General features: G+C 43.1%; 15 protein-coding genes. 10 read left to right on the top strand and 5 right to left on the bottom strand.

Annotated features, from left to right (window positions below; all coding sequences use genetic code 11):
* Positions 1-49: 49 nt before the first annotated feature.
* Both ICL16_RS00425 and ICL16_RS00420 read right to left on the bottom strand, forming a co-directional pair.
* Entirely contained in the window at positions 50-1282 is a 1233-nt protein-coding gene (locus ICL16_RS00425; protein ID WP_337906874.1) for a tetratricopeptide repeat protein, read from the bottom strand.
* Between the two features lie 178 nt (positions 1283-1460).
* The gene (locus tag ICL16_RS00420) at positions 1461-2645 is read right to left on the bottom strand and encodes an MFS transporter (protein ID WP_190824923.1); all 1185 of its coding nucleotides are present in this window, start codon (positions 2643-2645) and stop codon (positions 1461-1463) included.
* Positions 2646-2886: 241 nt separating this feature from the next.
* Between ICL16_RS00420 and ICL16_RS00415 the strand changes: the two genes are divergently transcribed.
* The 3 genes from ICL16_RS00415 to ICL16_RS00405 all read left to right on the top strand — a co-directional run bounded on the left by ICL16_RS00415 (position 2887) and on the right by ICL16_RS00405 (position 5159).
* Positions 2887-4053, top strand: a complete 1167-nt coding sequence (locus ICL16_RS00415; protein WP_190824922.1) for a pyridoxal phosphate-dependent aminotransferase — start codon at positions 2887-2889, stop codon at positions 4051-4053.
* A 15-nt stretch (positions 4054-4068) separates the two neighbouring features.
* Positions 4069-4650 (top strand): YdeI/OmpD-associated family protein, encoded by a 582-nt coding sequence (locus ICL16_RS00410; protein WP_190824921.1) that lies wholly within the window; start codon positions 4069-4071, stop codon positions 4648-4650.
* Between the two features lie 68 nt (positions 4651-4718).
* A complete protein-coding gene (locus tag ICL16_RS00405; RefSeq protein ID WP_190824920.1) occupies positions 4719-5159 on the top strand; it encodes a secondary thiamine-phosphate synthase enzyme YjbQ in 441 nt (146 codons plus the stop codon).
* 149 nt (positions 5160-5308) lie between these two features.
* Here the strand turns inward: ICL16_RS00405 and ICL16_RS00400 are convergent, their stop codons facing one another.
* Positions 5309-5986 (bottom strand): SDR family oxidoreductase, encoded by a 678-nt coding sequence (locus ICL16_RS00400; RefSeq protein ID WP_190824919.1) that lies wholly within the window; start codon positions 5984-5986, stop codon positions 5309-5311.
* 112 nt (positions 5987-6098) lie between these two features.
* Here ICL16_RS00400 and ICL16_RS00395 point away from each other — a divergent pair, with 112 nt between their 5' ends.
* The 4 genes from ICL16_RS00395 (at position 6099) to ICL16_RS00380 (ending at position 9230) form a co-directional block, all read left to right on the top strand.
* Positions 6099-6449: a hypothetical protein gene (locus ICL16_RS00395; protein ID WP_190824918.1), complete on the top strand. Its 351-nt coding sequence runs from the start codon at positions 6099-6101 to the stop codon at positions 6447-6449.
* Positions 6450-6649: 200 nt separating this feature from the next.
* Positions 6650-6964: a hypothetical protein gene (locus tag ICL16_RS00390; RefSeq protein ID WP_190824917.1), complete on the top strand. Its 315-nt coding sequence runs from the start codon at positions 6650-6652 to the stop codon at positions 6962-6964.
* Between the two features lie 137 nt (positions 6965-7101).
* On the top strand, positions 7102-8829 hold the full coding sequence (locus tag ICL16_RS00385; protein WP_190824916.1) for a succinate dehydrogenase/fumarate reductase flavoprotein subunit: 1728 nt from the start codon (positions 7102-7104) through the stop codon (positions 8827-8829).
* A 161-nt stretch (positions 8830-8990) separates the two neighbouring features.
* Positions 8991-9230 carry a hypothetical protein gene (locus ICL16_RS00380; protein WP_190824928.1) on the top strand — a complete coding sequence of 80 codons (240 nt, stop codon included), beginning with the start codon at positions 8991-8993 and terminating at the stop codon, positions 9228-9230.
* A gap of 19 nt (positions 9231-9249) precedes the next feature.
* Here the strand turns inward: ICL16_RS00380 and ICL16_RS00375 are convergent, their stop codons facing one another.
* Complete coding sequence (locus ICL16_RS00375) at positions 9250-10023, bottom strand: methyltransferase domain-containing protein (RefSeq protein ID WP_190824915.1); 774 nt, start codon at positions 10021-10023, stop codon at positions 9250-9252.
* 194 nt (positions 10024-10217) lie between these two features.
* Between ICL16_RS00375 and ICL16_RS00370 the strand changes: the two genes are divergently transcribed.
* From ICL16_RS00370 to ICL16_RS00360, 3 genes are all read left to right on the top strand, one after another.
* Complete coding sequence (locus tag ICL16_RS00370) at positions 10218-12353, top strand: AAA-like domain-containing protein (protein ID WP_190824914.1); 2136 nt, start codon at positions 10218-10220, stop codon at positions 12351-12353.
* Positions 12346-14778, top strand: coding sequence for a CHASE2 domain-containing protein (locus ICL16_RS45135; RefSeq protein WP_190824913.1), 2433 nt, complete (start codon positions 12346-12348; stop codon positions 14776-14778). Before ICL16_RS00370 ends, ICL16_RS45135 begins: the two co-directional genes overlap by 8 nt.
* A gap of 256 nt (positions 14779-15034) precedes the next feature.
* Positions 15035-15616: a Uma2 family endonuclease gene (locus ICL16_RS00360; RefSeq protein WP_190824912.1), complete on the top strand. Its 582-nt coding sequence runs from the start codon at positions 15035-15037 to the stop codon at positions 15614-15616.
* A 46-nt stretch (positions 15617-15662) separates the two neighbouring features.
* On the opposite strand, the gene ICL16_RS00355 is transcribed toward ICL16_RS00360, so the two are convergent.
* Complete coding sequence (locus ICL16_RS00355) at positions 15663-15782, bottom strand: UPF0175 family protein (protein ID WP_190824911.1); 120 nt, start codon at positions 15780-15782, stop codon at positions 15663-15665.
* Between the last annotated feature and the right edge of the window lie 155 nt (positions 15783-15937).

The raw sequence follows: 15937 nt of genomic DNA, 5'->3' as shown, positions 1-15937 counted from the left end.
TGGCGAGGTTGGTTAAAATTACACGACCTCTGCGAGGGTTGGCAGCTTGCTATAGAGACTTAACGGGAAAAGTCAGGTAAGCCAAATTGTTCAGGCTAGTGGCAACATCAGGATGTTCTCTACCCAGTACTTTCTCATAGATAGCCAGTGAGCGTTGTAACAAAGGTTCCGCTTTTTGATAATTTCCCTGTGCAGAGTAAAATTGTGCCAAATTGTTCAGGCTACGTGCAACTAAAGGATGTTCTTTACCCAGTACTTTCTCCCAGATAGCCAGTGAGCGCACAAACAAAGGCTCTGCAAGTTGATAATTTCCCTGTGTATAGTACAAGGAAGCCAAATTGTTCAGGCTATTGGCAACTGAGGGATGTTCTTTACCCAGTACTTTCTCATAGATAGCCAGTGAGCGCTGATACAAAGGCTCTGCAAGTTGATAATTTCCCTGTGCTTTGTACAATAAAGCCAAATTGTTGAGGCTGAATGCAACATCAGGATGTTCTTTACCCAGTACTTTCTCATAGATAGCCAGTGAGCGCTGATACAAAGGTTCCGCTTTTTGATAGTTCCCCTGTGCTTTGTACAAGGAAGCCAAATTGCCGAGGCTAGTGGCAACATCAGGATGTTCTTTACCCAGTACTTTCTCCCAGATAGCCAGTGAGCGCACAAACAAAGGTTCCGCTTTTTGATAATCTCCCTGTGCTTTGTACAAGTAAGCCAAATTGTTGAGGCTAGTGGCAACATCCGGATGTTCTTTGCTCAGTACTTTCTCACGTATAGCAAGTGAGCGTTGTAACAAAGGCTCCGCAAGTTGATAATTTCCCCTTGCATTGTACAAAGAACCCAAATTGTTGAGGCTATTGGCAACTGAGGGATGTTCTTTACCCAGTACTTTCTCCCGGATAGCGAGTGAGCGGTGATACAAAGGCTCCGCAAGTTGATAATTTCCCTGTGTATAGTACAAGTGAGCCAAATTGTTCAGGCTTAGTGCAACATCAGGATGTTCTTTACTCAGTACTTTCTCACGGATAGCGAGTGCGCGTTCTGCTAAAGGAATCGCAGTGCTATACTTACCTTCTTTGTACAATTGAAGAGCTTGTTGATTTAACTGCTCAGCTTCTTCCAAAACTGCTTTTTGTTCTGCTGACTGTGGCGGCAGGGATTGCCCAATTACTAAACTAGGAATGTTTACTAGTAGAGCGATCGCCACTGCTACTGAAACTGACTTGAAGAACCATTGTATACTATTATTGAGTTGATATTTCGGCTTGGTGATTTGTTTTTTCACGTTATGAATACTTCCCAACTAGAAGGTAAAACAGTGCTTAACTATACATATTTCTCATAAAATGGCACTTATGCAAAAATTTTAGGCGAAACCAAACCAGCACAGAGTAGACATAGCAGTGAAAAACAATGTAGAGACGTTCCATGGAACGTCTCTACAAAAATTCTGGATAAAGGAATTAAAACCGCAAAAGTCCTATTAACAAAGCGACAGGTGCTGCAAGTAACAACCACATGGTATTTTGTAAACCATAGTGTTGAGCAAGCAAACCCAACGCCAGCGGCATCAAACCACCCACAAAACCAAATAAGTTACTCAATGTCATAACTGTACCACTCTGTCCTGGCATTGCTGTATACAATTGTCCTTGGAGAATTGAGTACCAACCTGCATTAAACAAACCCAGCAAACCGAGAATTAATAACTTGATATTGATGTTTGGTACGAGCAAAAAAGCCGGGTACAGAAACAAAACAATGATGGCGCTGAATTTTAAGTAAGCAATTCCCTGTACTTTTTCTAGCAAGGGAATGAGCAAAAAATCGCCTAGTAAGCCAAATCCCAACCAGATAGTAATAGCAAAACTAGCCTGCGTATTGCTTGTACCAACAACATCAACAAAATACAGTGTCAAAAAGCCACGCAAAATATCCAGCATTAAATCTGAAAATTGCAACAAAGTTAACCAAAGCAGCACTTTACGTCGTTTTAAAACCGCTAGCGCATTACCTATACCCTCTTTAAAACCCTGTATTGGTTCATCAATTTTGGCAGGTGCAGTTGGAATTGCTTTTCGATACTTCCACAGCATTCCCAACAGCAATACTGTTAGCACAGCCAAAATAAAAAATGCACTCCGCCAACTTTGATGTAATCCTATAGCAACCGCTAACAGCATTGGACCAATTACATTTCCCACCGAACCAGCTAAAGCCCAACGTGCCATATTTTGCTCATGGCGATTCGGTTCAATGTCCATGAGAGTAGCTTGGGAAAGACTGACAAAGCAACCGGAAGCTGGATAAAATAGGATAAATGCTGCCAATAATAATGGAAAATTGTCGCTCTGGGAAATTAGTAATAAGGCAATTGCAAAACCAACCCCTCCTGCCAAAATCAACTGTCGTCGTTTACCGATATCTCCCCAGATTCCCAGTATCGGTTCTATTATGCTACTGACAGTATTAGGTATTGTCAACAACATCCCAACTTGAGTGTAGTCAAGATGTAAGTCGTTGCGAATTAAAGGTAAAGCAGCACCACACACCCCATCAATGATTTCGTCTAATAATTCAATGATGAGGAAAATTATGGTTAATAAAATTACATGACTCGCAGTTTTGTGTTTACTATGCTTAGACAATTGTGTATTCTCCCATCTTCAACATTTGGTAACCAACGCAAAACCCAAATGCTGGTTGTTGGTGGGGGAATCCACGCACAAAACTGTACAAGTTGTAATGTACGGGGCGATAATTTTCTAGTGGCTTACCAGGGTGGGTAACTCATAGATCTTGGGGGGTAAACAAATGACAAACCATCAGTATTATATTGTAGTATGCAATTGGTTTGTTTGGAATTTAGCGTCATAGTGTAACTCGCGCATGAAATCCCTCATCTCTCGTATGCAGGCGGTACAGTCGCCCATTATACCCGTCGTTGGAGAATTGATTAAAAGTTGTCCGGGAACCATTTCTCTAGGACAAGGTGTTGTTTCATACTCTCCACCACCAGAAGCAATAGAGCTTTTGCCCAAGTTTTTGGCGGAAGAAACTAATAATTTATACAAGCAAGTTGAGGGAATTCCACCTTTACGAAGTGCGATCGCCGCAAAACTGCAAACCTTCAATGGCATTAAAATTAACGCAGAAAATTGCATTGTCGTCACCGCAGGTAGTAACATGGCGTTTATGAACGCTGTCCTTGCCATCACAGAGGTGGGAGATGAAATTATTCTCAATACTCCCTATTATTTCAACCATGAAATGGCAATTACAATGGCGGGTTGTCGTCCAGTTTTGGTGGAAACCGATGAAAATTACCAGCTAGATATTCAAGCGATCGCTTCAGCTATTACGCCAAAAACACGGGCGATAGTGACAATTTCTCCCAACAATCCTACCGGAGTTGTGTATTCAGAAGAGACGTTATATAAAGTAAATCAAATGTGTCGCGATCGTGGCATCTATCACATCAGCGATGAAGCCTATGAATACTTTACCTACAACGGAGTAAAACACATTTCTCCTGGTGCATTTACAGGAAGTAGCGAGTACACCATTTCTCTATATAGCCTTTCCAAAGCTTATGGTTTTGCTAGTTGGCGCATCGGCTACATGGTGATTCCCAACCACCTGCTGACTTCTGTTAAAAAAGTCCAAGATACAATTCTAATTTGCCCGCCAGTAGTTTCCCAATATGCAGCTTTAGGGGCATTACAAGCGAAAGAAGATTATTTAAAAACAAATATAGAAGCTATTGCAAGAGTGCGAACTACCGTACTTGATTCCCTCAATCGCCTGCAAGGCTTATGTACGATTACTCCTGCTGATGGCGCTTTCTATTTCTTCATCAAAGTTCACACAAATATAGATGCTTTTGAATTAGTTGAACGACTCATCCGCGAACATCAAGTAGCAGTAATTCCCGGCACAACCTTTGGCATTAATCATGGATGTTACCTGCGCATCGCTTACGGCGCACTGCAAAAAGAAACAGCACAAGCAGGAATTGAGCGATTAGTAAAAGGTTTACAAACAATAGTTAGTTAATCTGGAGTTTCTGTTATGGCGTTCGATAACAAACTAGAAACATTTCAAGCTACAACTCGTCAAGAATGGCGAGAATGGTTGAGTAAAAACCATCGTAATGCTATTGGTATATGGCTAATTTATTATAAAGTTAAAAGTGGAAAGCCCAGCGTTAAATATAGCGAAGCGGTAAAAGAAGCGTTATGCTTTGGTTGGATTGACAGTAAAGTAAAATCATTAGATGAAGAACGTTATATGCAAATATTTACACCGCGAAAACCTCTAAGTGTATGGTCAAAATTAAATAAGCAATATATTGAAGAATTGATAGAACAAGGTTTGATGACTCCGGCTGGTATGGAAAAAATTGCAGCGGCAAAACAAAATGGCTCATGGAATAAGTTAGATGCTATAGAAGAGTTAATAATTCCGGCTGATTTAAAGCAAGTATTAGAAGCTAACGAAACTGCCAACAAATATTTTGAGGCATTTAGTAACTCATCTAAAAAGAATATACTCTTTTGGATTGAAAGTGCTAAACGTCCGGAGACAAGGTTGAGGAGAATTGAGCAAACTATCAGCTCAGCAGCGCAGAATAAAAATCCATTGGTACGATGACATGATGTGTGTGAGGCAGAGCCTCACGGAGAGCAAAGTACTGTTTGTAATTCATTTAGCACTACTATATGGCAATTATTAATAAAATTATCGAAATTGAAACTAAACCAGGAATTAACATTCATAATATCACATCACAAATCCAAGATTTAGTTGCATCAACATCAATAAAAAACGGACAAGCTTTAGTTTTTTCGCGACACACAACAACCGCTTTAGCTATTAACGAATTTGAAGAAAGATTGTTAGAAGATGTTCAAGTATATTTACGGAAATTAGCACCAGAATCAGAGCGCTATTTACATAATGACTTGCATTTAAGAAAAAATATCCCAGCCGATGAACCAATGAATGCTCATTCTCACTTAATGGCAATGACTCTAAGTATTAGTGAAGTGATTCCTATTGTCGATGGGTTTTTAGCACTAGGAACTTATCAATCTATCTTATTTTTCGAGTTAGATGGAGCACGTAAAAGAACTTTGTTTTGCCAAATCTCTGGCGAGTAATGAGTTAAGAATTGAATTTACAGCAAATTGCAAGTTAATGGCGTACACCCCTCCCAAACCCTCCCCGATCCTCGGGGAGGGCTGGGTGGGGTAGTGTACCTCACAAGTAATGAAAAGCGCTATAACTCTTAACTCATCACTCTTAACTCCTAACTTAAAGTTAATTCCTCAAACTCTAGTTGCCCATACAGCATATTTCGATCTACTGCTGACAAGACTTTATTGTTAGCGAGATCGGAATTTAAACAGCGACAAACTAACTGAGCAACATCTGGGCGATGGATAGTGCCGGCAATGCGGGGATCTTCAGTTAAAATTCCATTTCCGGTTGCGGGTTCGGACTTTAACCCACCCGGACGGATAATAGTGTAGGTAAGACCACTTTCAATCAAGTACTGTTCAGCTTTTTCCTTTTCTACTAATACTGGTTTTAATGTTTGCATAGCTTGAGGTGGTAAAGCCACGGCACTATTCCCACTACCAATCGAAGAAACCAGTATAAACTTTTGTGCTTTAGCTTTCAAAGCTGCATCAATGAGATTTTTATTACCTAGATAATCTGCTCTTTCACCGTCTCTAGGCAAACCACCAATTGTACTGATAACTGCGTGGATGGGTTGAGATCCTAACATTGCACTTTCGACATCGCTCACATTTAAAGCATCTCCTAAAAAAACCTGAATGCCCATCGCTTTTAGTTCATCGCGATCGCCTTCTTTTCTTATAAGTGCTTTTACATTATACTGTTGTACAGTTAAACACTTGGCAATTTCTCGCCCCACACCGCGACTAGCTCCAGCTAGAAAAATAGAGGATGAATTTGTCATGAATATTTTCTCCATTAGATATTGCTAGGGCAATTATACTTAGCCCGATCGCAGGAAGCACTTTTGTAGAGTTTCATGTCAAACTAACAGATAACTGCTCTGGAATAAATATATGGCTAAATGGGAAAAAGACTTAGAACAATACAAAGATGTGCGAGTTGCTGCTACATCCAGAATCTGGGGTATTGCTGTAGGTATGCTTGCCATTTGTATTCCGCTTTCAGCTGTTACCAGAAGTGGAGCAATTCTACCTTTAGCTACTCTCACAGGTGCGGCAGTCGGTACAGTTGCAGTGTGGCGCTCCGATGACAGAAAATCAAAAAGTAACTATTTGCCACAGCAACAAGTAGAACTGTTAGAGCAAAGAATTGCCAACTTAGAAACAATTATCAGCAGTAATGACTTTGACTTGCAGATGAAATTTAAACAGATGGATTCAACCAACCATAAAGCAAAAAATTAGATAATCTTTATCTTTTGTTAAAACTTTGTGTGCTGTCAAGTATAGATCCCCGACTTCGTAAAAGAAGTCGGGGATCTATTCATGGGTGGAAATGATGCGAAATGTGAAGCGATATTACAATTGTTTCAAAAATATTTAGAAATCGTCTAAAACCCAAACATAGTTTTAATGTAGAAACTAAGAAGATCTAGAGGCAAATTATGATCAATAACATTCAAAAGTATAGGTTTGTCTGTACTCTTACCTTTGGAGATATCTACGGTCAAATTATTGTTTGGTTAATTACTGTTACCATAAGTTTAGCGTCAGCATTGGCGCTAATGGGTGCTAAACGACCAGTTTATGCTTTAGCTACAGTAGGACTCGTCGTTGTGTTATCGCTGCCTTTCCTACTGTTTGCCTTCGTGACGACCTTGTTAAATCATATCGAATTGTCTGCTGTAGAACCAGGGACAAAGATGGAACCAATTCCCGGTAATGTTTCCCAGCAACAGCCTGTGCAAGCAACAAGCTAATTAGATTTTAGATGAGTAATTGCTAACTGTTGACCGTTAACTCTCAACTATTATCCCATATTATTTTATCCCTGTCTGTGGGCGGGGAATTTTTTTGTGCCTAAATAGATACAGCATCTTACAGTTGGGGAATCGTTATGCTAGAACATGATGTCATTATTGTTGGTGGTGGATTGGCTGGATGTCGCGCCGCAGTGGAAATTGCTCGAACTAACCCCAGCTTGAATATAGCTATGGTTGCCAAAACCCACCCCATTCGTTCCCATTCGGTTGCTGCTCAAGGTGGTATTGCGGCAAGTTTAAAAAATGTCGATTCTTCTGACAGTTGGAAAGCTCATGCTTTTGATACGGTGAAAGGTTCCGACTATTTGGCGGATCAAGATGCGGTGGAAATTCTCACCCGTGAAGCGCCAGATGTGGTAATTGATTTGGAACACATGGGCGTTTTATTTTCCCGTTTATCTGATGGTCGCATTGCTCAACGCGCTTTTGGCGGACATTCTCACAATCGCACTTGCTATGCGGCAGATAAGACTGGTCATGCAATTCTACACGAATTGGTGAATAATCTGCGGCGGTATGGTGTAAAGGTTTATGAAGAATGGTACGTGATGCGCCTGATTTTGGAAGAGGGACAAGCAAAAGGTGTGGTAATGTACCGTCTTGAAGATGGGCATATAGAGGTGGTACGGGCTAAAGCTGTAATGTTTGCTACAGGTGGTTATGGTCGAGTTTACAATACCACTTCTAATGATTATGCTTCTACAGGTGATGGTCTGGCAATGACTGCTCTAGCTGGTTTGCCCTTGGAAGATATGGAATTTGTGCAATTTCACCCCACTGGGTTGTATCCGGTAGGGGTGCTGATTTCGGAAGCAGTGCGCGGTGAAGGGGCTTATTTAATTAATAGTGAGGGAGAGCGTTTTATGGAAAGGTACGCTCCCAGTCGCATGGAACTTGCTCCACGTGATATTACTTCACGAGCGATCGCCTACGAAATTCGTGCTGGGCGTGGCATTCATCCTGATGGTAGCGCGGGTGGACCCTTTGTCTATCTCGACTTGCGCCATATGGGTGAAGAAAAAATCATGAGTCGCGTCCCCTTCTGTTGGGAAGAAGCACATCGCCTAGTTGGTGTTGACGCAGTAACTCAACCCATGCCAGTACGCCCCACCATTCACTATTGTATGGGTGGTATTCCTGTAAACACAGATGGTCAAGTCCGCAGTAGTGGCGATGGTTTAGTGGATGGCTTCTTTGCCGCCGGGGAAACTGCTTGTGTTTCCGTACATGGTGCGAACCGTCTCGGCAGCAATTCTTTATTAGAATGTGTAGTCTATGGACGGAAAACTGGAGCTACAATAGCACAATTTGTGCAAAAACGCAAGTTACCCACTGTAGATGAGCAACGCTACATCACTGAAGCAAAACAACAAATTCAAGCTTTGTTGGATCAAACAGGAAAGTACCGTATTAACCAAATCCGTGAAGCCTTCCAAGACTGCATGACTCAGTACTGCGGCGTTTTCCGCACCCAAGAATTAATGCATGAAGGTTTGGAAAAATTGCAAGAAATCCAACAGCAATATTCACAAGTTTACTTAGATGACAAAGACAGTTGCTGGAATACAGAAATTATCGAAGCCTTTGAACTAAGAAGTTTAATGGTAGTGGGACGCATGATTATGGCATCAGCATTGAATCGCCAAGAAAGTCGCGGCGCACACTTTCGCGAAGATTATCCCAAACGCGATGATCCCAACTTCCTCAAACACACAATGGCATACTATTCCCCAGCCGGGATAGACATTCAGTACCGCCCAGTAGCTATTACTATGTTTGAACCACAAGAACGCAAGTATTGATTTCGGCTGTAGCCCCCTCGCCCCCCCTCGTTACCAGGCTCTGCCTGGTAATGCAGTCAAGGAGGCTCTGCCTCCCATCAATCAAACCCACTCCTATCCCACCCAAAGAATATCAACAATTGCTACAATACGGTTATTCTCCTACCCACCAAAACACAGCCATGATTACTCAAGAGATGGTTCAACCCTCATCCTGGGTAGAGTCAGGAATTAAAATCAGCAAAGTTAGAAATCTAAATCTGTTCAAATTTGCTGATGAATTACAGTCTCGGCTCGAAGAACTTTCCGAGAAGAAAAAAGCTGGTATCCTCGCCTCATCAGAAGAAGCTGAACTAGCAGGAATATTGGAACTTGATAGAATTTTTACTTTGCTTAACGCCAAAATAATTGCAGACTCATGACGCGAAAAACTATCGAACTTCAGCGGTGTGCCTCCACTTCTAGCTGAACCATACGGACGTGAGACAGTCCGTTCGCATCAAGCGGAAATTTGGCGAGATAAGTTTGGGTGACGGCGGCGATAAAGCGATCGCGCTCCAACTCAGGAACCGCCTGAGTAAATGGCAACCAAGCGGTTCGGAGCCAGCCTGATAAGCCGGATGCTCCCGAATGCGTTATATCTTTCGGCACTAATTCCAATCGATCAATCTTCAATCCCGCCGCTTTCAACCAAGTTTCATATTCTGCTGTGCCGTAGAAATAGTAGGGATTACGAAACGTTGGAAAGTAAGCGTTCCAAGGCGCTTGAGTCACGATTTCAGAAAAAGCGGTGAGAATGTCGATCGCGTCTCCGGCTCCACCGCATGAGGTAATCAATCGCCCGTTCGGTTTGAGAGCAAGACTAGCACCTTTGAGGAACGCTGGATGATCATCTACCCAGTGCAGAACGGCGTTTGAAAAGATGAGGTCGAATTGATTTGAAAAGGTTAGTGATCGAGCATCGATACAAGCAAAAGATAAATTCTCGATCAAGTAAGTTGCGTTGGCGTAATCGATCATTTCTGGAGCGCTATCGATGCCAATCACTCTACCATGAGGAAGTGCTTGAGCGAAGTCCGCCGTAATTTTGCCATCGCCGCAACCAACATCTAAAACGGATTCTGAACCGTTGAGCGATAAGCGTGAGCGAATTTCTTTTGCCCATTGCAGTTGAGCATCTGAGTTTTTCGCGTAGTCGTGCGGATTCCACTGCATAAGGATAACGTGAGTTCGACGGGTTGAAAAAGGGACAAAAAAGGTTTAGCTAACACTAGCTTGATTGTTGCATAAGTAATTCTTCGTTTTACCTATAAGATTAAGTAGAAGAGTTTTTTTAAGCGTTATTTTGTTGTAATCACATTTTGTTCATGTCAGGGCATTAAGTTCTCACACTTCCCCCAAGCTCTCTGATGAGTATTAACACGCATGTCAAAACAATTTTGCTCCTAGCAGCGAATCCAAGAAATACCTCTCAGCTACAACTAGATCAAGAGGTACGGGAGATTAGTGAGGGTTTGCGACGAGCAAACAAGCGGGAACAGTTCGAGTTAGAACAAAAGTGGGCAGTGCGTCAAAGGGATTTTTACCGCGCAATCTTAGATACTCAGCCCCATATTGTTCACTTTTGCGGACATGGTGCTGGAGAAGATGGTATTGTTTTGGAAGATGATACAGGGCAGACAGCTTTTCTGCAAGCAGATGCGCTCTCCGGTATGTTTGAACTATTCGCTACAGAAGGAGTGGAGTGTGTGCTGCTGAACGCTTGCTACTCAGAGGTGCAGGCAAATGCAATTAGCCAACACATCAATTATGTAATTGGTATGAATCGGGCAATTGGCGATCAAGCAGCCATTAATTTTGCCGTAGCGTTTTACGATGCATTAGGATCTGGACGAGAGTTTGAGTTTGCTTTTAAGCTTGGTTGCTCTCAAATTATTGGTTTAAAGGAACACCAGACTCCAGTATTTAAGAAAAAACAGGTAATTAATTTAACATTCAATCAAGTTGAGCCTGCACTCAAGGCACGTAAGCGCATTTTTATCAGCTACAAACGCTTCGGCGAACCTGATGAACCTGTCGCCATGGAAGTATACCAGGCGCTTGCACAGCAGCACGAAGTTTTTATCGACCAAAGAATGCTGGTTGGCACTCATTGGGTTAAACGCATAGAAGAAGAAATTTGTCAAGCAGATTTTCTCATCGTCTTCCTTTCTGCTCGTTCAGTTAATAGCGAGATGGTGGAGCAGGAAATCCAGATGGCGCACACAACAGCGCAATTGCAATCCGGGCGTCCCGCTATTCTCCCGGTGCGGTTGGCATATAGAGAGCCGTTTCAGTATCCCCTGAGTGCCTACTTGAACAATATCAACTGGGCTTTCTGGCAAGATACGCAGGATACGCCACGGTTGATAGATGAGTTGATGCAGGCTGTCTCTGGCGGTGAATTGAGCATTGGTGAGGTGCAGGCAAAGGCTGACTTACTTCACAAGAGGGAAGCAGTACGATTACCTCAACCTTTTCCTTCCGCACAACCAGTTTCACTGGAATTGCCAGAAGGGACGATGGATAGTGAATCTGCTTTTTACGTAGAACGTCCATCTGATGCGATCGCATTGAAGACAATTGTACAACGAGGAGTGACCATTGCGATTAAGGGACCGAGGCAAGTAGGTAAGAGTTCGCTATTAATTCGTACAATTGAAGCTGCGGTAAATGCGGGTAAGCGGGTTGCCTTTCTTGATTTCCAGTTGTTTGACAAAGCAGCCCTGAGGAATGCCGAACTTTTCTTTCGCCAGTTCTGCATCTGGCTGACCGATGTGCTAGAAATAGCAGACAGAGTTGATGAGTATTGGAATACGCCACTGGGTAACACTCAGCGTTGCACTCGCTACGTCAGTCGCTACATCTTGAAAGAGTTGGGCAATCCCCTGGTTTTGGCAATGGATGAAGTGGATAAAGTTTTTGACGCAGACTTTCGCAGTGATTTCTTCGGGATGTTGCGTAGTTGGCATAACAGCCGTGCTACCACTCCTATTTGGAAGCAGCTTGATTTGACTCTAGTCACTTCTACTGAACCTTATCAGCTAATTGACGACCTCAACCAATCACCCTTTAATGTTGGGCAGGTGATTGAGCTAGGAGATTTTACACCAGAACAGGTAGCGGATCTCAACTACCGTCACGGTTCACCGCTGAACTCAAACGAGGAACGGCAATTGATTGCGTTGTTGGGAGGACATCCTTATTTAATCCGGCGATCGCTTTACTTAATCGCCAGCCAGCGAATCACAACTGCTGAGTTGTTCGCCAATGCTACTACAGATAATGGTTGCTTTGGCGATCATTTGCGTCATCACCTCTCGCTACTGCATAACAAAACGGAATTGATTGAAAGTCTGCTGCAAGTCATTAGCCAGAATACCTGCTCTGATAAGCAAATTTTCTGGCGTTTACGGGGTGCGGGTTTGGTGCGCGAGGAAGGACGAGTGGTTTTGCCGCGCTGTCAACTTTACGCCGACTATTTCTGGGAGAACCTCCGTGGATGAAGCAAACATTTACACTGTAGGTGGCACTGTGCAAGCTGGTGGAGGCATTTACATTTCCCGCCAAGCCGATGAGGAACTGCTAAAACTGTGTCGGGAGAGAGTTTTTGCTTACGTTCTCACGCCACGTCAGATGGGTAAATCTAGTTTGATGGTGCGCACTGCCGAAAAACTGGCAGAAGAAGACATTCAGTCGATTATTATTGATTTGACTCAGTTAGGCGTACAAGTAACTGCGGAACAATGGTATCTGGGGTTACTCACGATTATAGAAGGAGTACTAATGCTGGATACAGATGTGGTGCAGTGGTGGCAAGCACACACCCATCTGGGATTCACACAAAGGCTGACTTTATTTTTTCAGAAAGTTTTGCTGGTTGAGGTTGCTTCACCTGTGGTGATTTTTGTAGACGAGATTGATACCACCCTCAGCTTGAATTTTACAGATGACTTTTTTGCGGCGATTCGCTATTTCTATGTTGCTCGTTCCTTGGAACCAGAGTTTAGACGTCTTTCCTTCGTTTTGATTGGTGTAGCAACTCCAAGCGATTTGATCCGCGATGCCAAGCGGACACCATTCAATATTGGACAGCGTGTAGATCTCACTGATTTTACCTTTGAGGAGGCAAAACCGCTTGCTGACGGACTAGGGCTGCCAAAGGATGAAGCGAAACAGGTACTGAGGTGGGTGTTGAAGTGGACGGGGGGACACCCCTATCTAACCCAGCGCCTTTGTAGCATTATAAGAGAGCAGGGTAAGAGTCGTTGGTCAAAAGCTGATGTTGACAGTGTGGTTAGGAGTACATTTTTAGGAGCAATGAGCAAGCAAGATAATAACTTGCAGTTCGTGCGTGATATGCTCACCAAACGCGCACCAGACATAGAAGGAGTTTTGACCACCTATCGAGAGATTTGTCGAGGTAAACGTTCCGTTTCTGATGAAGAGCAGTCGATAGTTAAATCCCACCTAAAGTTGTCGGGTGTTGTGCGTTTAGAGAACGCTAGGTTGTGTGTACGTAATCCGATCTACGAAAAAGTATTTGATGACAAGTGGCTCAAAGATATTCTGCCAGTTCCCTTCAAAAGATTGACGGCTCAGATAGTGCTTCTTACTAGTCTGGTTGTAACATCGTTGACTATGGGTATTCAACGTTTGGGAGTACTAGAGCCTATAGAACTAAAGGCTTTCGACTCTATGATGCAAAGCAGACCTGAGCCTGAGCCAGACCCTCGCCTTTTAATTGTGGCATTTACTGAAAGCGACATTCAAAAATTCAAGCAGTCATCGCCAAGTGGCGATGTTTTAGACAGAGTCTTGGGCAAACTAGAGCGGTATCAACCAAAAGTCATCGGCGTAGATTTCTTTCGTGATACACCAGAGGACCCAGGTCATCAAAAGCTACTCAACCGCATTAAGCAGAGTTCCAACATTGTTCCTATCTGTAGAGTGGGTGGGGACAACATTCCTGCTGTACCACCACCTGAGGGTATAAAAGCAGACTATGCTGGATTCGTTGATATCCCAGAAGATCCAGATGGGGTGATTCGGCGCAATCTACTAGTGGTTTCTCCTGACCCTAAATCAAGTTGTGCCACTCCAGCTTCTTTCGGTTTTCAATTAGCTATTCAGTATTTAAAAATACAGCCGCAATTTCCAGCTGATGATATTCTCCAACTAGGTAAAACAACGTTTAAACGCCTAGAAACTGACTCAGGTGGTTATCAGAATATAGATGCTAATGGCTTTCAAATACTACTGAACTACCGTTCTGCGAACAATGTTGCGCAACAAGTTAGCTTCGCAGATGTGTTAGGCGATCGCTTCAAACCAAGTTGGGTGAAAAACCGCATTGTCTTGATTGGTTCAACCGCACCTAGTTCCCAAGACATTCGCAACACACCCTATAGCAGTGGCTGGCAGAAAAATTCTGGCACAATGCCAGGAGTGATGATCCATGCGCAAATGGTGAGTCAGATTCTTGATGCAGTTTCCGACAAACGACCTCTGTTTTGGTTCTGGCCTGTGTCGGGCGAGTTCTTGTGGTGCTGGGGCTGGTCTTTAGTGGCAAGCTTCCTCGCATGGGGTATTCGGAATCTCAGGGTTTTGGTACTGGTTGAAGGATCTGCACTTGGGATTTTATACGGACTTAGCTTTACCATTTTCACTCATAGCGGTTGGATACCGCTAATTCCGCCAGCACTTGCTTTGGTAGTTACGAGCGGTAGTGTAGTGGCATCCCACATCACGTTACAAAAACAGCAGCGACTCAAGATCAGCAAATCGCTAATTGACAAGCTTGAAATAACCTGTACTTTGAGGGGTGAACAGATGACGGATGTGATAGCGCGATTAATCACTATGTACATTGAACAGAACATACCGCCTACTAACAGTACCGATGGACGATCTAAGAAGTCCAAAAACTAGTGCTGCACGTTAGGTTATTGACCAGATACAAATTAGTGAATTTGAAAACTAACCCCAATGTGAGTGAAAGCGATCGCCATCTGTGCGATGATGTTAAGGTAGCGAAATGAAACGCTGTACATATTTATGCATCTCCGCCTGCGATTGATGGGTTAGATGTCTGTCATAAATTCGCCTGCCTTGCCTGGGATTGTGGTGAAAGAGATCGCCCTTTTTTCGTTATTCTAAAAAAAGTGAGTTATCCCCGGAGCGAATAATGGTTGCTTTAAGAGATAGCATTTTGATGAGTGCAGAGGAATATCTGAGTTGGGAACCAGCCCAAGAGGAACGCTACGAGTATTGGGATGGCGAACTGGTGGCGATGAGCGGTGGTACTCGCAACCACAATCGCGTTTGTGGAAATTTCTTCAGGCTGCTAGATGATGCCCTAGTCGATCGCGTTTGTGAAGTATACATTGTAGATGTGAAGGTGCAGGTAGAATCGGGGAAAAAGTATTTTTATCCAGATGTGGTGGTGACTTGCGATGAGCGCGATCGCAATCCGCAACTAGTGCAATTTCCCTGCTTAATTATCGAAGTGCTATCACCTTCAACGGAAGCAGCTGATAGGGGAAAGAAGTTTGCCAAGTACCGCCAATCTTCTACCTTACTTGAATATGTCTTAGTACAGGTAGCGCAACCGGGTGTGGAAGTGTTTCGGCGCGACGAACAGGGGAGATGGGTACTATCTGAGTATAATTTGGATGAGATATTACCACTTGAATCAATCAATGTGGAAATAGCGATCGCCGATTTGTACCGACAAGTGCAGTTTGAAACCGAAGAAACCGAAGATTAAAAATATCAAACTTTACCATATCGTTTTAAGCTATTTCATCCCTACATTATACATTGCCAATACTGATTTTCTTTTGCTTAAAGAGTATCAGCACGATTTCTTGCAGTAACTCAGCTTCCGACATCCCTGTAGCTTGAAGGATTTCATCTGGAATTACTAGGCTCATGATTTTCTTCCTTTAATATCCTCTGGCTACCAGTCGAAAACAAACTCCAATGACTTTTCTCATCTAGCCACATTTTTAGTGTAGGAAGGCATCAAAAGTGCGTAAGATCGGTTTATTACTTTCAATGAGGAGGAAGGTGTGACGCTTTACATCGA

Origin of the sequence: Iningainema tapete BLCC-T55 (assembly GCF_014698965.1) — a bacterium.
Lineage (GTDB): Bacteria > Cyanobacteriota > Cyanobacteriia > Cyanobacteriales > Nostocaceae > Iningainema > Iningainema tapete.
This window is presented reverse-complemented; position numbering and strand designations above follow the sequence as displayed.